This is a genomic window from Streptomyces sp. NPDC060028, assembly GCF_042736725.1.
Lineage (GTDB): Bacteria > Actinomycetota > Actinomycetes > Streptomycetales > Streptomycetaceae > Streptomyces.
This window is the reverse complement of the sequence record NZ_JBHWVJ010000017.1, coordinates 1-21761: the sequence shown is the minus strand read 5'-3', so window position 1 is coordinate 21761 and position 21761 is coordinate 1. Positions and strand designations below refer to the sequence as shown.

At 71.9% G+C, this 21761-nt stretch carries 16 protein-coding genes and 1 tRNA gene; 6 read left to right on the top strand and 11 right to left on the bottom strand.

Annotation, left to right across the window (positions count from 1 at the left end):
* Nucleotides 1-60: 60 nt before the first annotated feature.
* From ACFWBF_RS11645 to ACFWBF_RS11625, 5 genes are all read right to left on the bottom strand, one after another.
* Nucleotides 61-2622, bottom strand: coding sequence for an aldehyde dehydrogenase family protein (locus ACFWBF_RS11645; protein WP_385598898.1), 2562 nt, complete (start codon nt 2620-2622; stop codon nt 61-63).
* Nucleotides 2619-3800 carry an acyl-protein synthase gene (locus tag ACFWBF_RS11640; RefSeq protein WP_385598895.1) on the bottom strand — a complete coding sequence of 394 codons (1182 nt, stop codon included), beginning with the start codon at nt 3798-3800 and terminating at the stop codon, nt 2619-2621. The genes ACFWBF_RS11645 and ACFWBF_RS11640 overlap by 4 nt, the downstream gene beginning before the upstream one ends.
* Complete coding sequence (locus ACFWBF_RS11635; RefSeq protein WP_385598892.1) at nt 3797-4990, bottom strand: GNAT family N-acetyltransferase; 1194 nt, start codon at nt 4988-4990, stop codon at nt 3797-3799. The genes ACFWBF_RS11640 and ACFWBF_RS11635 overlap by 4 nt, the downstream gene beginning before the upstream one ends.
* On the bottom strand, nt 4987-6264 hold the full coding sequence (locus tag ACFWBF_RS11630) for a phenylacetate--CoA ligase family protein (RefSeq protein WP_385599072.1): 1278 nt from the start codon (nt 6262-6264) through the stop codon (nt 4987-4989). Before ACFWBF_RS11630 ends, ACFWBF_RS11635 begins: the two co-directional genes overlap by 4 nt.
* 526 nt (nt 6265-6790) lie before the next feature.
* A complete protein-coding gene (locus tag ACFWBF_RS11625; RefSeq protein ID WP_385598889.1) occupies nt 6791-7873 on the bottom strand; it encodes a DUF5954 family protein in 1083 nt (360 codons plus the stop codon).
* A 199-nt stretch (nt 7874-8072) separates the two neighbouring features.
* On the opposite strand from ACFWBF_RS11625, the gene ACFWBF_RS11620 reads away from it, so the two are divergent.
* The gene (locus ACFWBF_RS11620) at nt 8073-8822 is read left to right on the top strand and encodes an SAM-dependent methyltransferase (RefSeq protein WP_385598886.1); all 750 of its coding nucleotides are present in this window, start codon (nt 8073-8075) and stop codon (nt 8820-8822) included.
* 40 nt (nt 8823-8862) lie between these two features.
* Nucleotides 8863-8937 (top strand) — tRNA-Trp (locus tag ACFWBF_RS11615).
* Nucleotides 8938-9168: 231 nt separating this feature from the next.
* Here the strand turns inward: ACFWBF_RS11615 and ACFWBF_RS11610 are convergent.
* The 4 genes from ACFWBF_RS11610 to ACFWBF_RS11595 form a co-directional block, all read right to left on the bottom strand.
* Nucleotides 9169-11301, bottom strand: a complete 2133-nt coding sequence (locus ACFWBF_RS11610; RefSeq protein WP_385598883.1) for a hypothetical protein — start codon at nt 11299-11301, stop codon at nt 9169-9171.
* Nucleotides 11302-11600: 299 nt separating this feature from the next.
* Nucleotides 11601-12812, bottom strand: coding sequence for an enoyl-[acyl-carrier-protein] reductase FabV (locus tag ACFWBF_RS11605; protein WP_385598880.1), 1212 nt, complete (start codon nt 12810-12812; stop codon nt 11601-11603).
* Between the two features lie 123 nt (nt 12813-12935).
* The gene (locus ACFWBF_RS11600; RefSeq protein ID WP_385598877.1) at nt 12936-13076 is read right to left on the bottom strand and encodes a hypothetical protein; all 141 of its coding nucleotides are present in this window, start codon (nt 13074-13076) and stop codon (nt 12936-12938) included.
* 209 nt (nt 13077-13285) lie between these two features.
* Nucleotides 13286-15073, bottom strand: coding sequence for a hypothetical protein (locus ACFWBF_RS11595; protein WP_385598874.1), 1788 nt, complete (start codon nt 15071-15073; stop codon nt 13286-13288).
* A gap of 641 nt (nt 15074-15714) precedes the next feature.
* Here ACFWBF_RS11595 and ACFWBF_RS11590 point away from each other — a divergent pair.
* Nucleotides 15715-16368 carry a class I SAM-dependent methyltransferase gene (locus ACFWBF_RS11590; RefSeq protein WP_385598871.1) on the top strand — a complete coding sequence of 218 codons (654 nt, stop codon included), beginning with the start codon at nt 15715-15717 and terminating at the stop codon, nt 16366-16368.
* A gap of 221 nt (nt 16369-16589) precedes the next feature.
* The gene (locus ACFWBF_RS11585) at nt 16590-17849 is read left to right on the top strand and encodes an MFS transporter (RefSeq protein ID WP_385598868.1); all 1260 of its coding nucleotides are present in this window, start codon (nt 16590-16592) and stop codon (nt 17847-17849) included.
* A gap of 29 nt (nt 17850-17878) precedes the next feature.
* Here the strand turns inward: ACFWBF_RS11585 and ACFWBF_RS11580 are convergent, their stop codons facing one another.
* Nucleotides 17879-18874 (bottom strand): hypothetical protein, encoded by a 996-nt coding sequence (locus tag ACFWBF_RS11580; protein ID WP_385599069.1) that lies wholly within the window; start codon nt 18872-18874, stop codon nt 17879-17881.
* Nucleotides 18875-18999: 125 nt separating this feature from the next.
* Here ACFWBF_RS11580 and ACFWBF_RS11575 point away from each other — a divergent pair, with 125 nt between their 5' ends.
* Nucleotides 19000-20364 (top strand): RHS repeat-associated core domain-containing protein, encoded by a 1365-nt coding sequence (locus ACFWBF_RS11575; RefSeq protein WP_385598865.1) that lies wholly within the window; start codon nt 19000-19002, stop codon nt 20362-20364.
* Nucleotides 20365-20439: 75 nt separating this feature from the next.
* On the opposite strand, the gene ACFWBF_RS11570 is transcribed toward ACFWBF_RS11575, so the two are convergent.
* Entirely contained in the window at nt 20440-20844 is a 405-nt protein-coding gene (locus ACFWBF_RS11570) for a DUF5997 family protein (protein WP_385598862.1), read from the bottom strand.
* Between the two features lie 58 nt (nt 20845-20902).
* On the opposite strand from ACFWBF_RS11570, the gene ACFWBF_RS11565 reads away from it, so the two are divergent.
* The gene (locus ACFWBF_RS11565) at nt 20903-21691 is read left to right on the top strand and encodes a LysR family substrate-binding domain-containing protein (RefSeq protein WP_385598859.1); all 789 of its coding nucleotides are present in this window, start codon (nt 20903-20905) and stop codon (nt 21689-21691) included.
* Nucleotides 21692-21761: the final 70 nt, after the last annotated feature.

The window sequence follows — 21761 nt, the reverse complement described above, 5'->3', positions numbered from 1 at the left end:
CTCCCCGGGGCGGCGGGCCGATCCGCACCGCCGCCCACGGCCGAAGAGCCGGTCGTCCTCCTACCTCCGGCGGTCCACCACCGTCCGCAGCTTGCCGCTCGTCGCCGTGCGCTCCAGGGCCTCGCCGTCCACGCTCACCACGGTGAGGTCGAGCAGCCTCTCCCGCACGGCCGACCGCAGCTCCGGATAGTCGTCGAGGAAGGCCGCGCGGGCCGCCTCCGCCGACCCGCCCGCGGGCCCTTCCGCCGGCCCTTCCGCCGCGTGTTCGATCCGTACGGTGAGCTCCTCGCGGGCATCGCCGCCGGTCAGCACCACCTGGATCTCCCCGCGGTGGCCCAGCCGCTGCGAGGCGATGGCCACGAAACGGCGGTAGTTGAGGAGGTACGTCGCCACCCGCATCACGTCGCCGAGCCGCCCGAGCAGCTCGAAGCGCGGCGAACGGCTGCCGCAGGCGCACCGCCCCGGCAGCGCCCGGCCGAGATCGCCGATGACGTACCGGTCGAGGCTCTGCCCGCGCCGCGCCCGCGTGGTGAACACCAGCCGGCCCGTCTCGCCCGCCGCCACCGGGCGGTCCTCGTCGACGTCGAGGATCTCCAGGGTGTGCAGGTCGGCGTGCAGGTGGTGGACGCTCCCGGTGCTCTGCTCGCACTGGTACCCGAGGGGACCCAGGTCGGTGCTGCCGTACGCGAGGGAGCGTACGACCTCGATGCCGAAGGTCTCGGCCAGGTGCGCGCGCTGCCCTTCGCTGAAGTGTTCGCCACCGTAGAAGATCTTCCGGATGCCGCCGTACGCACGCAGCAGCTCCTCCTCCTCGTTCAGGAGCTGCCACAGGTAGGAGGGCATGCCGAAGAGCGTGTCCACCCCGTGGGCCACCAGCATCTCGGCCGTGGCCCGGTGGTCCGTCCCCGCGGCCATCGGCAACTGCACGCCGCCCAGCCGCTCCAGGATGGAGAAGAAGCTGATGAAGCTTCCGTACATGCCGCCGCAGAAGAAGAGGTTGGCGGTCCGGTCGCGCGCCGGGTCGTAGCCGGCGGCCAGCAGGCCGCGGGCGGCGGCGTGCATCTGGGTGTCGTAGTCCTCGTAGCTGAAGAGGGACAGGGCAGGGGCCCCGGTGCTGCCGCCGCTGCGGAAGTACAGCTCCGCGTCGCGCGCCGAGACCTGCGCGTTGAGCTTCTGGACGGCGTCCTTGTCCCGCAGCGGGCCGGTGGGCGGCGGGAACTCCACCGGCCCGGCCAGGTCGTCGAGGCAAGCCGTGGCGGCGAAGCGCTCGTCGGTCCGTACGGCGACCCGGCGGCTGTAGCGCTGGAGGGCGTAGACCCCGTCGTGCGGCTCGCCCGAGTAGCCCGCCGTCATGGCGCCGACGGGCGCGATACGGGTGGCGCCCGCGGCCAAGGCCGTGCGGGACAGTTCCGCGATGTCCGGGCGGCTGCCCGCGATGCCGGCGGTCTGGAGGTAGCGCCGCATGGGTCGCAGCGTCGGGATCAACTGCTTGCGGGGCAGCGGCTTGACCCACACGCTCCGGTGCAGCGGAGAGGCCGTCAGCGCCGGGCGCACGTCGGCCAGGACGCGCCAGGAACGGTCGGCGGCGGCGCGTACCCGGGTCAGCCCGAGGTGCTCCTCCAGGCGCGCGATCATCTCCGTGGTGGTGATCTCGGCGTCCTCGGCGGTGGCCCGCACGTCCCCCGAGGGCGGCGGCATCGTGGCGAGCACGCCGGCGAAGCGGTCCGCGAAGGCGAAGACCTCCTCGGTGTCCTCGGTGTCGAGGTACACCACCTGCGGGCTGGAGCAGGCCTGCTGCTCGTACAGGCAGACGTCCGCGGCCAGCGCGGCGAGCGTCCGCGGATCGTCCCAGGCGTCCCGCGTGAGGTAGGCGAAGGAGATCTTGTGCCCCCACTCCACCAGGCGGCAGCCGGCGGGCACATGGGCGGCGACCCCTTCGACGGCGGCCTCGCCGCCCCATACGGCAACGGCGTCCGCGGGCGCGCACATCAGGCGCAGCCACTCCTGACGGGAGGAGGGGAAACGCAGGACGACCACGCGCTCGGCGATCGCCCCCGTCGCGTCGAAGGCAGCCAGCTCGGCGAGCAGGTGCTGGGCGAGGAGGGTGTCGTCGCTGCTCGTCTTGAGGACGTTGACGTTGCCGGCGAGGAGGCCCTCGACCAGGCTGAGCGGGGCGACGGCCGCGCCGTTGCCGGGTGCTATGTGGGCGACGAGGCCGACCGGGGCCCAGGCCTCGTACACGGTCTCCTTGGCGTCGGGGCGGTTCAGCCGCTGCGGTGCGGCCGAGCCGAGCTCGCGGCGGACCTTGCGGGTGAGCTCGTCGCGGCCCAGGAAGCAGGCGAGTTCGGCGAGGACCGCGGAGCCGGCCGCGGCATCGCCCTCGGCCTCTCCCTCGCCGTCAGGGGGTATGTGCTCGGCCAGCCTCGCGGAGACGGGGTGCTCCGGATCGCGCAGGGCCGTGGCCAGTGCGTCGCACGCGGCCAGGACCGTCTCGGTCTCCAGCGGTACGGCCAGGGCCGCCTCGACGATCGCGGGCAGGCCGGCCAGGCGCCGCTCCGCCTCCTCGTCGTCGACGAAGGCGCCCTGCCAGTAGTGGTGGTGTGCTCCGGGGTTCGAGGTCATGACATTCCCTTCATCAGTTCGGCGGCGGCCACGGCGCAACTGCGGTTGCGGCTCACTCCGGCCCGGCCGTGGACGGTGAACCAGTCGGTCTCCAGCCCGCAACCGCAGGCGCTGCCCGGCCGGACGGTGGCGAGGTCGCCCATGACGACGCTCTGCGCCGGTACGGACGTGATGTACGGCGAGACCAGGTGCAGATGGCCGGCCTCCCCGTACGGGAGGGGCTCCAGGGTCCGCGTGGAACGGGCGGACACCCTGGACCAGACCGGCGCGTGCAGACTGTGGCGGTCGCATTCGACGTACGGGACGCAGTGCTCGACGGAGCCGAAGGTGTCGCGGATCCGCTCGGCGGGGATGCCCAACTGCTCGGTGATGCGCCCGTACAGCTCGTCCTTGCCGATCCGGCGGTCCGCGTTGCCCTTCCAGCCGCCGCCGAGGACGACCAGGGAGTCCTCGGGCAGGCTCAGGGCCGGCATTGCGAGGGCACGCATCCGCTCCAGGGTGAACCACAGGAAGGCGGGGAAGCCCAGGATCCGTACGGGGGCGTCGTCCCGCTCGAAGCGCTGGAGCGCGGACACGCAGCCGAAGGGGTCGAACTCGTGGCCGCCCTTGCCGGTGTTGCGCAGCGCGTACTCGACCCGGCGGGCGGGGGCGAAGTCGCAGAGGTAGTTGTCGGTGAAGGAGGTGCCGAGGTTGAGGTCGCGGGCGGGTGCGTAGCTGTACAGGAGGTAGTTGACCTCCTGCGCGGGAGTGATCCAGCCGTTGTGGTCGAAGATCCGGGCGACCATGCGCTGGGCGGAGCGGATGGTCCACCGGTCGAAGAACATCTGCGACTTCTGGCCGGTCGTACCGGACGAGGTCAGGTGCAGGTGTACGTCCTCCCGCGGGATGGACAGGAGCTCGTGGCGTTTGAAGAGGTTCGCGTGGACGAGGGGCGCGCGGTACTCCTCGGCGGGCCCCGGCCCGGGCTCCGTGGCCTCGTACAGGCTCCGGAAGAACGGGGACCGCTCGGCGTGCCAGGCGTTGATCTCCGCCATGGCGGCGCTGAACAGCGCGTCCTCGGCGGGGCCGACGGCGTACGGGTCGGTGAGGTCGCACAGCTCCTGGACCCGGGGCAGGAGCGCCGGGTCGGGGACGGTGACGGGGGCGAGATGGGGGTTGACGAAAGACACGGGGGTCATGGAGCCACCTCGGGTAGGGGCGGGACGGGCTGTACGGGCAGGTATCGCGAAGACCAAGCCGACACGTAGGCGTCGAGGTAGGGCTGGAGAGGGGCGTCGACGACCATGCCGCGGAAGTCGATCTGTTCGGCGGTGCGGGACATGACGACGTAGTCGTGGAACCTGTCGTCGCCCTCGCGGCGCATCGCCGGGTAGAGCGCGCTGGGCAGGAAGCCCTGGGAGAGGAACGCGGAGAGCGCGGCGAGGTGCGCCAGGGGCACCAGGGCCTCCACGTAGCCGGCGCCCGCGCGGGTGAGGGCGTGCGTCAGCGCTTCCAGGTGGGCGGCCGCGGTGGCGCTCGGGTAGCCGGCGAGCAGGGCGCAGTAGCCCCCGCTGCGGTTGAGGCAGGCGTACACCTCGAAGCTGCCGTCGGCGGCGGCCAGCAGCGTGTTGGGCGTGTGCAGTGGATAGAACCACTGGGCGGCGTCGGGGAAGTGCTCGTCGAAGCGGCGCCGCACGAAGGCCGGCGCCTCGATCAGCTCCAGCCGTACGCCGCTTGCGGGCGCGGGCGACGGGGGCGCGGGGAGCGCCGGCGACGGCGGGGCGACCCGGGTCCCCGCGTAGCTGATGCTCAGGCCGCGCTCGACGGTGCGCAGGAGCGGCGCCAGCGGTGCGGGCACCTCGGGGACCGGGACCCGTCGCTCCAGCACGCCGGGGGAGTGACGCGCGTAGAGTGCGAGGCTTTCGCGGGAGCCGAGGGCAACGGCGTTGGCCAGCAGGCCCATCGGCCGGAAGCCGCAGTGCGCGACGACGCGCTGGGGCCCGGCGCTGACGGTCCGTACGGTGGCGTAGACGGAGTCCAGGCGGCCGGTGCCCAGCGTCCGCTCGCACAGCCGCTCGGTGAGCCGCGCGGCCAGGCCGCCACCGCGGTGGTCGGGGTGGACGGCGAGGCCCTCCAGGCGCCCCAGGCGGCTGCCGGGCTCACCGTGGACGGCGGCCGAGCCCACGAGGGCGTTGCTGCGCGGGCAGCGCGCGACGAGCCAGACGGTGTGCGGGTCCTGGATGAGCCGGGCCATCTCCGCCGGGTCGGTGCCCAGCGCCACCGGGTAGTGCGGCCCGTAAACGGCGTAGTAGAGGTGGCGCAGATCGGCGATGTCGGCGCAGCCGGCCCGCTCGACGACGGGGATCTGGCGGCCGGGGTCGGAGGTCATGAGGTGGTCGGCCGCTCGTCGAGGACGCGGATGAGCTTGCCTGAGCGGGAGTTGACGGCGAGGTCGCGGTGGCGCACCCACTCCACCGCGAGCGGGTGCACGAAGCGCTTGGCCACGCTGTCGGGGAAGTGCGGGCGGGCCGCGTACAGTCCGTCGGCCACGGCTTCGGCCAGCGCGCTCAGCCGGGCCGGGTCCTCGCCGTCCCCCGGGGCGGTGGCCAAGCGCAGGATCAGGCCGTCCCGCCCGTCCCAGCGGCGTACGACGAGCTGCGACCCGACGACCAGGCCCTGCCGGTCCGCCGCGGCGAGTACGGCTTGCACGTCCTGGTGGTACAGCGCCACGGGGCCCACGCGCACCCCCTCCTCGGACCGGCCGAGGATGCGGAAGTGCCCTGCTTCGGGGTCCGTCCACTCGGCACGGTCGCCGGCGGGGTAGCGGATGACCGGCATGAGGGTGCGGAAGAGGCTGGTCACCACGACGCGCCCGGGCCGGCCCGCCTCCGAGATGGGCTCTCCGGTGCTCTCGTCGAGGATCTCGACGACGGAGTGCGGGGTGAAGGCGCGGTGCGTGCGCGGGTCCGAGCCGGGCACGGGACAGCCGAGCAGGCCCGCGTCGACGCTCGCGTAACCGAGCGAGCGCACCTCGGCGTGGGGGAAGGCGGCGGCCAGCAGCCTGCGCTGGTCGCTGAAGAGCGCCTCGCCGCCGAAGAACAGCAGTTCAACGGCGGGCAGCTGCTCCCCGGTGGAGATCAGCTGTTCGGCGAGCCGGCACAGGGTGGTGGGGGTGCCAGCCACCACGTCGGCGGCGAAGTCGCGCAGCGCCGGGATCGTCGACTCCAGCGGAGCGCTGCCGCCGATGGGGAGCCGCACATTGCCGACGGGGGCGTGGGCGAGCGAGTCGAGGACGAAGAGGAAGCTGGCGTACAGCTCCCCGGCGTAGAACAGGTCCGCCACCCGGTGCCCGGACCGCAGCCCCGCCTCGACCAGCCCCGCGCCGAAGGCGGTGACGAACTCCTGCCATTCGTCCCGGGTGTAGAACGAGAACTTCGGGGCACCGGTGGTGCCACCGGTCTTGAACACGGTCGCCTCGGTGAGCGGGGCGGTCAGGACCCGGTTGCCCTGCAGGGCGTTCGCGGCCCAGAACTCTTCCTGATCCACGACGGGGAGGTCCAGGAGACAGTCCACGTCGGGCTTCAGGGAGGCGTAGAGGTCTGCGTAGAAGGGGGAGTGATCGCGGGCATGACGTATGAGGTCAGATAGCTGATGAATGACTATTCGGCCTTGCTGGAGAGTATGTTTGAATTCTGAATTACGCGCTTCACGCAGGAGCGTGAGCCCGGACAGAACTTACGCAACGATGATGGGGTCACCTCAAGAGCACGTGGCCGAAAACGGTCAGGAAGCAACTCTTTGCGGCATGCGCGGGGTTCACATTTCCCAGGTAATCGGGATGCGCCGGGGGCAGGCGACCTACAGCACCCCCGCTTGCCGAATGTCCGGATATGGCGGTGCCGTGCGCTGGGCGCCGGGTCGGCGAGCGCCGACGGGATGGCGCAGGTCAGCCCGGGTCCGACGGACTCGCGCGGTGCTCGGCGCGCGCCAGGCCACCGGCCTGGCTCGAGGGACTACCCGGCTGCGGCCGCCCCGCACGGCAGCAGTGACTTCACGTCGCTACCGCACGGCTTCGAGGCCATTTACCTGGAGAAGGCGGAGCGCCTCAACAGGGGCATGAAAAATCAACGGCTCGACGATGTGGGAAACATCCATCGGGATGTGGAGACGGGCGTCATTGTGTTCCGGGTCAGTCTTCGGGCAAAACACGGCCGTCCTCGTCGAGTGCAGGATGCATTCGTACGGGCTCTTGGGTGTTGGTGTCGGACGGGCGCGGCCCCTCGGGTCCGTCGGGGCCCCAGCGCAGCAGGCGGCGGGTGCGGACGATCTGGTACACGGTGCCTCGGAAGTCCAGCCGGTTGACGCGCCCGGCCCGGAGCGCGTCGGCGGCCCCGGCGTAGGCGATCAGCTCCGCAGCCCGCCGGTCGGCCGCCCCGGCTCCCGTCGCCCAGGTACGGGCGTCGGTGTGCGGGTCGGCGTCGTCGGGGATGTGGCCGTCCATCCGCGGCCACATCCACGTCAGGGCGAAGTCCAGCGACTTGCGGGCGGAGTGCGCGCTCACGTGCGGGCCGGTGACCGGCTTCCAGCTGCTCGCGCTCTTCTCCACGACCGTGAACGTCGGGGGCAACAGCAGTACGTCCGGGTGGGTGACCAGCGCCCGGCGCGCGTCGGCGCGTACGTCCTCGGGGAACCGCTTGCCGTTGTAGCAGAGGCCGCGCAGCGCAAGCCGCTCAAGGGCTTGTGTCGGGGTGACCGGAGCGTCCGGGTCCAAGACCAGGCCGTCATCGATCCCCGGATCTTTGACGGCACGGTCCCAGTTGGGGACGAGGGGCTCCGGATCGGTCGGGCGCGGCGCTTCCATGCCGCCCGGGCCCGCGCCCGCGTACTCCTCGGCGCGCACGACGCGGTACCGGGTCCCCGCCACGACGAGTTCGTCAACCCGTTCGCTCTCCAGCCGGGCCACCGCCGCCAGCAGTGCGCGCCGCTCCGCCCTGTCCTGCGCCTCGTCCTTCGCGCGGAACCACAGGTGCGAGTTCAGCCCGTCGCGCGCCACCTGCGGGCAGCCGTCCGTCACCGCCAGGACCACCCGCCACCGCGGCCCGTCGCCGGCGCCTTGCGCCGCCACCCCGAACAACGGGCCGCGCACCACCACATTGCCCGCCCGCGCCACGGCGTCGACCGCGTCGGCCTCCACCGCGGCTTCCACCGGCTCGACCGGCACCCGTACCACGATCGCCCGGGACCCGCCCGGCCCCACATCCCCACGGTCCATGCCTCCCATCCTGACGACCCTGGCGCCGCACCGCCCCGGATTCGCTGATTCCGGCGCCGCCTGCGTCCCGCACGCAGCCCGGTCCCGAACATTTCGACGGAACCCGAACGCTCGAACGCAGCTACAGCCTCGCCAGCGGGCGGCGCCGCCCGCCGATAACCGGGAGACCCACCAGGCCGGCGGCAGGCAGGATGTCGCCATGGACCGTCACCAGATCAGCTCCATCGCCCACACCGATCACCCCGTCGCCGCCCCGCTGGGCGACGACTCGGTACACGCGCTCCTCGACCGGGCCCTCCCGCGGGGCGACGCTCGGCTCCTCGACCTGGGGTGCGGATCAGGCACCTGGATGACGCGCGCACACGCCATGCGCCCCGACCTCCGCGCCGAAGGCGTCGACAACGACGCCGACACCATCGCGGCCGCCCAGCGCGCCGTCGCCGACGCAGGCCTCGGTGACCGGATCGTCTTCCACGCCCAGGACGCCCAGGAGTTCACCTCCCCGCACCTCTACGACCTGGTCCTCAGCATCGGCGCCACTCACGCCTTCGGCGGGCTGCTCCCCACCTTGGACGCCGCCCGCAAGCACCTCGCGCCGGGCGGAAGCATCCTCCTCGGCGACTGCTTCTGGGAACGCGAACCCGACCGGGCGGTCCTCGACGCCGGTTTCACCGCCGACGAATACGACGACCTGGCCACCACCGTCGACCGCGTCACGGCCGACGGCTGGACCCCCCTGTACGGACACGTCAGCACCCTCCAGGAGTGGGACGACTACGAGTGGTCCTGGACCGGAAACCTGTCCCGATGGGCCCTGGACCACCCCGAGCACCCCGACAACGGCCAAGCCCTCAAGACGGCGGCCGAACACCGCACCGCCTGGCTCCACGGCTACCGGGGCACACTCGGATTCGTCACCCTGCTCCTGCGCTCGACGCCCCGGCCCTGACCGCACCCGCGGTGAGAGTCCCTATGATCGCGGACGAGGCGGAGCCGTAGCGCAGAGGTCGACGCGCGCGGTCTCCAAAATCGCGAGGACGCCGGTTTGAATCCGGCCGGCTCCGCCTTCCCAACGGTGCTCGGCGTCTCTGCGGTGTTCCGGACCGCACTTGGCCGCGACACGCGCGGTGTGGACCAGCATGACCACGCCGCCGACCTGAACTCGAAGGGGCAGGGGAAAGCGGCAGGTATGCCGCCGCCCAGAAGCCCGGGCGGGTGCGGAGTCCATCGGTGGCGGAGGGCGGTTCGTCCTCGTATCAGTCGGCCACCGACTCGCCGCCAAGGCTGCCGGGCGGTCAGTCGTCGGTCGGCAGCGGGGGGAAGAGCTGCATGGGGTCAGGTGGTGCCTGGTTGCCGGCGATCCAGTCGGGGCTCCCCGGCTCCGGCATGTGGTTGCTCCACGCGGGAACGAGTTGCCACGCGGCCGTGGCGTTGAGGACGTTCAGCCAGAAGGGGAGGTCCTGGAGCTTGGGTTCCTGCTTCACCCGGGTCTTGCCCGTCCAGCGGCTCGGGTACCCCTTGGACTGAAGGCCGGAGGGCAGTCCCCCGGCCGCGGCCACGTCGATGTCGAGGGTCCCGCCGAAGAGCATCGGGGGCAGGAGGCTCAGCTTGGCTTCGAGGAGCAGGGAGCAGTCGTAGCCCGGTTCGGTGTTCTCGACGTCGGCGACGAGCAGCCATGATCCGTCGAGGAAGCGGCAGATCAGCTCGGCCGAGTGCACGATGATCTTCCCGCTCGCGCTCCTGCCCGACGACTGCTGCTTCGGCGGCGACAGCACGAACCGCTTGATGCCCTGGATCACGTCGTAGCGCGGGTTCCTCACCGAGCGCTCGCCGCACGACTCCTGGACGGCCCAGACCGTGTCGTCGGCGGTCAGCCTGCGGGTCAGTCCGATGACGGGGTCGGCCCTCGTGGCATCGCGCTCGCCGATGAGCTCGTCGCTGCCGCCGTTGCGCGGCGCGGCCCAGACGGTGATGTGCGCCCCGGATACGAAGCCGAGCGGCAGGACGGCCTTCTGGCCCTCGACCGGGTCGCGCAGCTCCACCGGTACCAGCTGTGGCGACGGCTTCACGTCAACGGGCGGCGTGCTGTCCAGCCAGCCGCCGCCACAGGCGAGTTGCCGCACCCAGACCTTCTGCGCAGTGGTGAGGTAGGGGAACACCCCGACCGTCGTGACGGCCCGTTTCGCGTGGACGCGTTCCGAGATCTGCGCGGGGCCGGCGCCCGCATCCGCCCAGACCTCCAGGTACGCCCCCGGCCTGGTGCCGACCGAGAGCGCGCGCCCGCAGCTGAAGAGGTCCCCGAGGATCTGCGGGGGCGGGGCGGGGTCCTCGTCCAGGATGCTCACGGTCGTGGCGGTCGAGAATCCGCACACCTCCAAGGTGGCCGTGAGGTGCTTGTGCGCGGGCAGGACTTTGACGGGCGCGTCCCACTCGGTGCGCTCGGGCGGTACGAGGTACTTCAGCGAGCCCTGGCCCTCGACGCTGATCGTGAGCGTGGCGCCGGGGCGCAGGTTTTCGAGGTGGACGGATGTCGACCCGGCGCACGGCGCTTCGACCGCGATCGGGTCGGGCTGGTGGGCGGCCGCGATGTCCGCGAACGCGGCCTCGGATGGATGGTGGCGGCATTGCGCATGCAGGGTCTGGGTGACAGAGATCCGGTCACCGGTCGGGGGGAACGGTTCGGAGAGGGTGAACGGCAGCCGGGAGTAGGGGAACGTCGCGGTCCACTTCATGTTGTCGGACTTGCGCTCCACGGTCACCTGGGCGCCGTCGATGACACCGCCGATGAAGAGGGTCGACTCGCAGCCCATGGGCAGGGGGCTCTCGAGGGAGGGCGCTGGAAGGGGCTCGACGGGGACGGCGACGCTGTCGGCGGAGGCGATGTGCGCAGCTCCGGTGAGGGGAGGGAATCCGGGTGGTGCGCTCTGCGCCGCCCGGATGGTGGTGCCCGGTGACGGCAGGAACGGCACGGCCGCGGTGATGCCCACGACGGCGCCACCGGAGTTGCCCGCACGGGCGGTCCCCAGCGTGGTCGGCCCGTCCGCGACGCTCACCAGCGCGCCGGGCGCCGCGCCGGTGAGCCAGAGCGCCATGCCACAGCTGTAGGGGGTCGATGCGAAGGCGAGCTGCGGGAGCTGGGCATGGGAGGTGGGTGCCGCGCCGACCACCACGGCCTTCGGGCCCGCAGTCCAGTCGCCGGGTACGCCGTTCACGATCTGCTGGGCGATGAGTCGCTGGCCGGCCTTCAGCTTGGGGACGACCAGCGGGACCAGGTCGCGCCCGCCCTGACTGGTGCCCTTCGCGACCACGGTCGCGGCGGCGTCATCGGTCCGGACCAGCACCTGGGCGTTGGGCCAGCATCCTTCGACGGGTACGGAGGCCAGCCACTCGCCGAGCGGGCCGACCACAGACGGAATTCCCCAGGCCATGACGGCGGCTCCCAACCGAACGGAGGCTCGAGCGGAAACCCAGGCTAGGGCGGACCTCTCGGAGAGTGGGGGAGGCGGCGGTGCGCGGCGACACGCGGCGAGACAGCCGGCTGATCGGGGCGGACGGCGCCTGCCGCGCAGCAAGACGCGCAGCCGGACTCCGGCGCGGACCAGCATGGCGACGACGTGGCGGCCGACGTTGCCGGCGCGTGTGATCCGTCGCGGCTCGGCCTGACGGCGGGCCGAGGGCGGGGTGATCCCCCTGGGCATCACCCCGCCGGCCCGTCACATCACGTGGCTCACGCGCCCGGCGCCGGTACCGGCATCGGTGCCGGCCACGCGACCGTCGTCTGCGTGGGCCGCCCGTAGTCCACACCGTCGACACCCCACCCGTACAGCTCGCGGATCTGTCCCATGAACCAGTCCGCGCCGCCCAGGGCGCGCTCCAGTCCGGCTTCCGGATCCGCCCACAGCTTCCGCACCTGGTCCTGGACCTCCGCGTCGAGCTCCCAGCCGTCCAGCCGGATCCGGCCCTGCTTGTCGAGGACCAGGGGTGTCGCCCCCGTCAGTTGCTCCCACAGTTCCCCGGCCTGCTCGGCCGTCGTGCGGAATCCGTCTCCGAGGACGGTCCGCAGGAACGCCGTGTACAGGGCGATCGACGGGATCGCGCTCGACGCCTGGGTGACGGCCGCTCCCGCGACCGCGGTGAACGCCCGGCCCGCCTCCCCCAGTTCGGCGTCCAGCTGCCCGGCGGTCCGCTCCAGGTCCTCCTTCGCCGCGCCGATCGTGCCCTGCCGGTAGATCGGCGCCGTCAGCTCCGAGCCGATGTACGTGAGCGCCACGGTCGTGAACCCCTCGGCCAGAAGGCCGCGCCCGGTCAGGGCCTCCACCCACAGCCGCCAGTCCGCGCCGCCCATCACCTGCTGCGTGGCGTACCGCTCCTCGTCGTCGGCCGGCTCCAGCGACACCTGCCCGACCTTCGGGGCGTCACCGGAGAAGTCCAGCGCCGGAGCCTCGTACGGGCCGCCGATCGGCTTGATCACGGAGTGGTGGACCGTGCCGGTCGCCGGGTCGGTTCGGCGAGGAGCGGCCAGGCTGTAGATCAGGTAGTCGACCTTGCCGTAACGTTCCTCCACCAGGGCCAGCACCTGCTCCTTGCCCGCCTCGGAGAACGCGTCGGTGTTCACGAACACGAAGTCGCGGCCGGCGTCCCGGGCCAGGGCGTCGGCGGCCGCGGTGCGGTACCAGCCCGCCGTGGCCGAGCGCCGCTCGGTCTCCGCGCCCTCGAAGGCGACACCGACACCCCGGATGCCGTGCCGGCGCAACCCCGTCAGCAGCGTAGCCAGCCCGTACCCGGCGCTGTGGCCGAGGAGCAACACGACCGGGCTGCTGCCGTCGGCGCGGGCCGGGATCTGCTCCCACATCCGGCGCACGGTCTCGGCGGCCCCGTCCGGGTGGGAGTTGACGATCAGGAAACCGCGTTGCTTCGGGTCGATCTGGCGAAGGCTCACAACAGTGCGTCCATTCCGTGTTCGGTACGAGCCGGGCGAGGAATGCGCGCACGTTTGAGAGCGTCCTCAGGCGGCCCGTGGCCTCGTCCGGGATGACGACGGCCAGGCGTTGTTCGAGACCGGTCACCGGCCGGGCCAAGGCCAGCCGTCGATACCGAACTCCTGCTCCACACATCCGTCTTCAGGGATCGTATCGACGCCGTTGCCGGCGGCGGGTGCCAGCTCGGCACGGAGAACATCCCCGGTCGTTGTCACCTTCGGCATTGACGATGCTCCTTCCCCGGTGGATGTCGGGCCCGGCCGGCCCGTTGTCGTGCCCGGCATGCCGGGCGAGGAGGTCCCGCCGCCGGTGCAGGCCCTCGGTGGCGGCCTGGACGTGCTCGCCGTCCACCCAGGGCGGAACGCAGTGGCCGTGGCCGCGGCGCTGAGGAAGCCGACGGGGTGCTCCCGGTGTCGGGAGCACCCCGTCGGGGTCACGGGCAGCCGGGGCCGGTGCCGGGGTTGGTGCAGATGTCGGTGCCGGGGCCGCCGTTGTTGGTGTTCGTGCCCGGGCCGCCGTCGAGGGAGTCGTTGCCGGGCTCACCGAACAGGGAGTCGTTGCCGTCTCCGCCCGTCACGGTGTCGTTGCCCGGGCCGGCGTGGATGGTGTCGTTGCCCGCGTCGCCGGCGATCCGGTCGTTGCCGGCGCCGCCGGTGATCGAGTCCGTGCCGCCGCCGCCGCAGATGAGGTCGTCACCGGCGGCGCCGTTGACGGTGTCGTCGCCGCCGCGGGCCAGGATGACGTCGCGCCGGGGCGTGCCGGTGATCTGGTCGTTGCCGGGGGTGCCGGTGATCGTCGGCTGCTCGCCGAAGCACGTGGTCGCCTCGACGGTGGTGGTCTCCGATGCGACGTCGTTCGCCGGGACGGGGTCCGATACGGCGCCGGCCACCGCTGCCGTGTCGGTGTGGGTCCCGGCGGTCGTGGCCGTCGTGGTGATGGTCCGCACGGCGCTGTTGCCGGGAATGAGCGTGCCGACGTCACAGGTGACGACGTCCGGAGTGGAACCCGCCGCGGTGCATCCCGCGGACGCCGAGGCGAACTGGAGCCCGGCGGGCAGGGTGTCCTTGAGGACGACCCCCTCGGCGGTCTGTGGGCCGTTGTTGGTCGCGGTGAGCGTGTACGTCACGCTCTGCCCCACCTCGACGGGGTCGGAACCCGCGTCGGACTTATTGACGGCGAGGTCTGCATCGGTCAGGTCGAGACGCCCGATGTAGTTCGCGGTCTCGGCGAACCAGATGTCGTTGTCCGGACCCTTGGTGATGCCCCAGGGGCCGCGCTCCGAGGAGGGCAGCGGGAACTCGGCGATCACACCGGCCGTGCTGATCCGCCCGATCTTCCCGCTGTTGCGCTCGGTGAACCACAGGCTGGCGTCCGGGCCGGCGGTGATGTCCTGGGGCTGGCCGACGTTGGTGGGTACGTCGTACTCGGTGACGACGCCCGACGTGGTGATCCGGCCGATCTTGTTGCCGCCGAACTCGGTGAACCACAGGTTCCCGTCGGGACCGGCGGCGATGTCCGTCGGAGCCCCGCCGTTGGGGAGGGGGTACTCGGTGAAGGCGCCGGCCGGTGTGATCCTTCCGATCTGATTGGCAGCCAGTTCGGTGAACCACAGGTTCCCGTCCGGCCCGGTGGTGATGGCGGACGGCTGACTGGATCCGGTGGGTACGGGGTACTCGGTGAGGCCGCCGGTCGTGGTGATCCGGGCGATCGCGTTGCCGTTCTGCTCGGTGAACCACACGGCACCGTCCGGTCCGGCCGTGATGCCGGTGGGCTCGGCGAACTGGGTGGGCAGGGGGTACTCGGTGATCGTGCCGTTCGTATCGACCTTCCCGACCCTGGAGTCGAAGTGCTGCATGGTGAACCAGACGTTCCCGTCAGGCCCGGTGGTGATGTCGTGCGGGGTGCTGAACTGACCGGGCAACGGGTACTCGGCGATGACGGTGCCCGTGGGGCTCATCCGGCCGATGTTGTTGCCGTTGGCCTCGGTGAACCACAGGTTGCCGTCCGGCCCTGTCGTGATGCCGACCGGAGTGCTGGCCGGAGTGGGGACGGGGTACTCGAAGATGCCGACGGCCGCCTGGGCCGCCGGGGCTCCGGCGGTCAGGGGCAGAGCGGCAGCCATCAGGGTGCCGGCGAAGAGCGCCGTCAGACGGCGCCGCCAACGGGACTTCGGACGCGGGGGCATCCCGGGCGCCGGCGCGCTGCGGGTGGTGGTTGGCATGAGGCGAGCACCTTTCGGTCGCGGTGGAACGCGCCAGTCCTACCAAGCCCCCATCGTTTCTTCAGATGCGTCCGCACCCGGGGCGCGCCGGATGTCCACTCACCTTCCACCCGATCGGAGTATCCCTGACCGGCACGTTCAGCTGGTTCGTCTGCTGGGGCCACGGCGACCCGCACCCCGGCCTGCGCGAGTGCTGAAGGTTTCACTCATCCGCCCCGCTCCATCGGCCGGGGTGAGGATCCGGGCGGCTCGCTCGGCCCCTCCGGCCGAGCAGGCCGCCCGGTCACGCGTGCGCGCCGGCACTGGCCTGCCCGGCCCGGCTCCGGAGGCTGGTCGGGGGTGCGGAGAGCTTGGTGCTGCCTCCGCTGCCGCCGCCGTCATCTTCGGCTTGCGCGTTCAGGGTTGCGGCGGAGGTCAGAGCGAGGGTCAGTGAGAACATCACCGCCTCGTAGGGGGCGGCCGTTGAGCCGTCGGCCACCCGCGGCTTGCCGCGGCGACAAAGGGGCCGACGTGAAGGCGACCGACCGCAAGGTCCTGGCCCAGTGGGCCAGTGGAGCCCGCCCTCTGGGGGAGCTGCTGCGGGCGGTCCTCCCGCCCCGACGGCCAGACCTTGCCCAGTGAGGGATGCCAAAATCGCCACCATGACGAACTCGGCTGCCATCGCCGCCTATTGGAACGACGCCGCCCCCGATTTTGACGACGCGCCCGACCACGGCCTGCGCGACGAAGTCACTCGCAGCGCCTGGCAGGAGCGCCTGTTCTCATGGGCGCCGACCGCCCCGGCGGAGGTGCTGGACGTCGGCTGCGGTACCGGCTCACTCTCACTGCTCCTGGCCGAGTCCGGACATCGCGTCACGGGGGTGGACCTGGCGCCGCGGATGGTCGACCAGGCCCGCGCCAAGCTGACGGCCGCCGGTCACCAGGCCCGGTTCCTCGTGGGTGACGCTGCCGTGCCGCCCACCGGTGACCAGCAGTTCGACCTCCTGCTCTCCCGCCACCTGCTCTGGACGCTGCCCGATCCGCGGGCCGCGCTGCGCGAGTGGGTTGCCCGCATCCGCCCGGGTGGCACGCTCGTCCTGGTCGAGGGCCGGTGGCGCGAGGCCGGACAGGCCGGAGTTGCGTACGTCGCGGGAGCCGAGGCCCTGCCCTGGCATGGCGGCATCGGCGCCGAGGAACTGACAGCCGTCGTACGCCCGCTCGTCACCGACCTGCGAACGGACGACCTCAGCAGCAGCCCCGACCTCTGGGGCGGGCCGGTGACCGATGAACGTTACGCCCTCATCGCTCATATCTGATCTTCTTGCCGCCCGCGCCCCGCACCCCGCACCCTAAGTATCTTGACGTCAAGATTATTCTCGGGCAGGCTTCCCCAGGTATCTCGATGTCGAGATACCTGGGGACGAAGGAATCGGGGGCCGGGATGCGGCGGGGCACGGGGGATCGGAAGACGCCGCGGGGGGAGGGCGGTCTGATAGCGCAGTTGCGCCGTCCGCCGGGGGGTCGCGATGCGCGGATCATGCTGCTCGCCCAGACGCTGGACCGTGCCGGCACGGGCCTGTGGGCCGCGTCCTGCGTCCTGTTCTTCACCTTCGTGGTCGGACTCGACGCCGGGCAGCTGGGTCTGCTGCTCGGCGCGGCCGGAATCGCGGGCATCGCCGGATCACCGCTGGCCGGCCACTTGGCCGGCCGCTTCCCGGTGCGCTCGCTGCTGATCGGCTGCCACCTGCTCCGCCTCGGGGCCCTGTGCGCGCTGCTGGTGGTCACCAGCTTCGAGGTGCTGCTGCCCGTGGTCGCCGTGACCTACCTCGGCGACCGGGCGGCCAAGACGCTGGAGATGCTCTTCGCCACGCGGGTGGCCGGCGAGCGGCGCTCCACCTACCAGGCGCTTTCGCGCAGCTCGGCGAACGCCGGATACGCCGTCGGCGCGGGCCTGGCCGCCATCGGCCTCGCCGTCGGGACCCGGGGCGCCTACGACGTGCTGATCCTGGCCAACGCGCTGTCGTTCCTCGTCGCCGCGGCGCTGGTGTGGCGCACCCGGGAGCCGGGCGGCCAGGGGCTCGTGGCCGTCGCGCGGCCCGGTGGCGCGGCCCCGGAGGTGTCGGCGGCCGGGTCCGGCGGGGAGGGCGCGGCCGCGGCCGCGGCGAGTCCGTGGCGGGACCGCGGCTACCTCTGGTTCGTCCTGCTGGACATTCCGATGTGCCTGGACGGCTCGATCCTCGACGTCGGCCTGCCGCTGTGGCTGGTGAACCACACGACGGCGCCGCACGCCTTGATCCCGGCCTTCCTGGTGATCAACACCGTGCTCGTCGTGGTCCTGCAACTGCGCGTGTCGGCGCGGGTCGAGCGGCCCCGCCAGGCGGCCGCGGCGGTCGCCGTGTACGGGCTGGCGATGCTCGCGTGCTGCACCCTCCTGGCCACCGCCACCGGGGGCGGCGTGTGGACCACCTCGGCGGCCCTCCTCGCCGCGGCGATGCTGGTCACCTTCGCCGAGCTGATGCGCTCGGTGAGCTCGTGGGAACTGGCGGTCTCCCTCGCACCCCGGCAGGCGCGGGCCTCGTACCTGGGCGTGGCCGGCATGTCCCAGTCCGTCCAGAAGTCCGTCGGCCCACTGCTGCTGACCGGCGCCGTGATGACCGCGGGCCCGGTCGGCTGGCTGGCCCTCGGCGCCGCGGTGGCAGGCCTGTCCCTCGTCCAACGCCGCTTCAGCCTGCGGCGGCTGGACACCCTGCACGCCGCGACCGCCGACGTGGAGGTGCCCGTGCGGGCCCGCTCGTGACGGACCCGCACGGGCCCTCGCCCTACGCCCTACCAGGTGCCGGCGGGGGCGTCCCAGCTCTTCAGGGCGTTGTTGTTGCTGTACTTTCCGTTCGCTCCCGCGATGAAGGTGAACGTGGCGTACACGCCGTTGCCGTAGTCGTACAGGGCCGACATGTCGGAGCGGCCGTCGCCGTTCTCGTCCCCGGCCAGCGGCCAGGAGCGGTCGGCCTCCCAGTTGCCGTAGCCCGTGTCCACGGTCATCTCGGGTGTTCCGAGGGTGCCGTCGGCGCCGCCGGGGAACTGGAACAGCCCCATACGGCCGCTGCCGTAGCGGTACATGGCCGTGAGGTCGGCCCGGCCGTCCCCGTCGGTGTCCCCGGCGAAGAGCTTGACGGGGTCGAGCTGCCAACTGCCCGCCGGGGCGGACCAGCCGTCCTGATCGAAGCCCGGGTGGGTGCCGTCGGGGCGGGCCAGTCCGGTGAAGACGCGGACGGCGTTGTCGGCGTACACGTACAGGCCGATGATGTCGCTGCGGCCGTCGCCGTTGACGTCGGCCGCCGCGTACTTGGCGCTGGTCACGCACCAGGTGTTGACCGGGGCCTTCCAGGATTCGAAGGGGGCGCTCAGGCCGCTGGTCGGCGTGCCGAGGTGGGTCCAGAGCGCGGCTCTGCAACTGCCGTAGTCGACGATGGTGGCCATGTCGGAGCGTTTGTCGCCGTTGAAGTCGCCGGACAGGACGATGCGTGCCGTGCCCTCGCCCGTGCCGTACGCGTACCGCGTCACCGTGGCCGTGGTGCCGTTCCAGCGGACGTAGCCGCCCTGGAAGTCGGACCGGGCGCCGTTGGTCACGACGTACTCGTCGGAGGTGGGGAAGCCGAGCGTCCCGTTCTCCCAGCCCTGTTCGGACCAGTGGCCGCGGATGGCGCCGAGCACCACGTGCGCCCCGGTGTCCGGGCTCCAATAGATCGAGTGCGGGTACGCGCCCGGTGTCCGGAAGTGGATGAACCGCCCGTACAGATCAGGGGTATTGGCCGTGTCGGTGATCCTCGGCCACCAGGGCCGGCCCGGCCGGAGCCGTCGACACCGCCGCCTACTCGTACGACGACACGGGCGACACCCTGACCCGGCCGGGTGGCCAGACCCTGACCTGGGACCCGGAAGGCCACCTGGTGGGCAACACGGGCAGCACCTACCTGTACGACGCGGCGGGGCAACGGCTGCTGCGCCGCGAATCCGGAAAGACGACCCTCTATCTCGGCTCCGACGAACTCACCCTGACGGCCTCCACCGGCAAGGTCACCGGCGCCCGCACCTACGCGGGCTTCGGAGGCGGCCCCTCGATCGTCCGCACCCCGACGGGCCTGACGTACACGGCGAGCGACCACCACGGCACGGCGACCACCACCCTGGACGCCGCCACCCTGGCGATCACCCGCCGCGCGCAGAAGCCGTACGGAGAATCCCGCGGCCCGGCCCCCGCCGCCTGGCCGGACGACAAGGGCTTCCTCGGCAAACCCCAGGACACCACCGGCCTGACCCACGTCGGCGCCCGCGAGTACGACCCGGCGCTGGGCCGCTTCATCAGCGTCGACCCGGTGATGGACCTGGACAAGTCCCAGCAGATCCACGGCTACCTCTACGCGGGCGGCAACCCGGTCACGAACAGCGACCCGACGGGCCTGGACTACTGCCCCAGCACCGAGTGCAACCACTACAACCCGGACACCGTGGCCATGCTGCGGGACGAGACCCACGAGGAAGGGGTGGCGACCGTCGAGAACACGAGGCGGCAGGAGAAGGCACTGGGCATCCCGTGGCGCCCCTCGACGGTGACGGCCAAGCCGACGGGTGGATCGGGGCGGAACCTGGGGTGCGACAGGTACTGCCAGAACATGCTGCTCATGCTCCAGGACCGCACGAACGCCCAGGGGGCGAACACGAAGCTGGCGCAGCAGCTCCAGCAGTACGTCCTCGTGCGGTCAGGGCTCGCGGAGTGCGCGTTCGACGGGACGCCGGGCATGCGGGCAGGCTGCATGGAGAAGGCCGACACTCCGGGGCAGGACGACGGGGTGGACGAGTTGCTGGCCCAGTGGATCTCCGGCCGCGGCGGAACGTTCGTCTACGTCGGCAAGGATGCGATCGTCCGCAGGCTCAGCGACACGAGCAGGCTGAACGGGGCCATGAACGACATCTTCCGGTGGAGCCAGAGGGACGGCGTCCACGGTCTGGGCGGCTCGGCCAACAACAAGGCGAACTGGAAGGGCCTGCCGGAGGACCTCCTGGGCATTGTCACCAATGGGCACCTGGGCACGAATGAACCACAGGCGATGATGGGCTCCTACAACATGGTCTACCAGACCATCGGGTACGACGCCGACAGCGTCCAGGTCGCCGTGGGCATCTACAACGCCACGGGGGTCCACTCCCTGACCCACTCGCTCCCCGATGTTCCCGAGGGGACCCCAGGGGCGACCACGCAGCAGTACTACTTCTGGACCGTGACCGTGACCAACCGGGGTGTCAGCTTGGACTGACCCGGACCTGCTCCCAGGGGGAGATGCCAGGAAGCCCCGGACCTCGGTCCGGGGCTTTCCCGCGTTCAGCGTGGGTCAGGCGCGCGGGTCTTCGGTGCGGGCGGCCCGCTCCGCGTTGCGCTCCTTGATGCGCACGGCTTCCTTGCGGACGTCCGCCTGGGTGGCGCGCTCCTTCTGCAGCCACTCGGGGCTCTCCTGCTTCAGCGCCTCGATCTGCTCCGTGGTGAGCGCCTCGGTGACTCCGCCGCGCGCCAGGCCGGCGATGGAGATGCCGAGCTTGGCCGCGACCACCGGCCGGGGGTGCGGGCCGTTGGCGCGCAGGTCCTGCAGCCACTGGGGCGGGTCGGCCTGCAGTGCGGTCAGCTCGGTGCGCGAGACGACACCCTCCTGGAACTCGGCGGGGGTGGCTTCGAGGTACACACCCAGCTTCTTGGCCGCGGTCGCGGGCTTCATGGTCTGGGTGGTCTGGTGCGACGTCATGCCGTCAAGAGTAGCGAGCGTGTGCGATCCCTCCGACCACGACCGGTAACCTGGCCGGGTGACAGGCTCGGAAGTACCTCCTTCGTTCCGGCTCGCGTATGTCCCGGGAGTGACGCCCACCAAGTGGGTGCGGATCTGGAACGAGCGGCTGACCGGCGTCCCCCTGACCCTCGTCCAGGTGCCCGCCGGGGAAGCGGCCGAGGCGCTGCGGACCGGCGGGGCGGACGCGGGGTTCGTGCGGCTGCCGATCGACCGCACGGACCTCAGCGCGATCCCCCTCTACACCGAGACCACGGTGGTCGTGATCCCCAAGGACCATCTCGTGGCGGCGGTGGAGGAGATCTCGGTCGGCGACCTCGCCGAGGAGATCGTGCTGCACCCCCTCGACGACACCCTCGAATGGGAGCAGCTGCCGGGGCGGCCCGCGCTCGAGCGTCCGGCCACGACGGCCGATGCCATCGAGCTGGTGGCCGCGGGGATCGGCGTCCTCCTCGTGCCGCAGTCGCTCGCGCGCCTGCACCACCGCAAGGACCTGACCTACCGGCCGGTCTCCGGCGCCCCCGAGTCGCGCGTGGCGCTGTCGTGGCCGGAGGAGAAGACCACCGATCTGGTCGAGGAATTCATCGGGATCGTCCGGGGCCGCACCGTCAACAGCACGCGGGGCCGTACGCCGACTCCGCCGCAGCCGAAGGCCAAGCGCAAGCCCGCGCCCGGCAAGGCGACGGGCAAGAGCGGCGGCAAGCCGGCCGGCGCCGGCAAGAACCCGCGCGGCGGTGCCGGCGGCTCCGGCGGTGCCAAGGGCGGCGGCAAGGGTGGCGCCAAGCGCGGCAAGCCCCGCGGCAGGTAGTCCCCCTACCCCCTCACCCCCCTACCCCCCTGACACCCACCCGGCGGCGGGCACGGCACCAGGCCGTGCC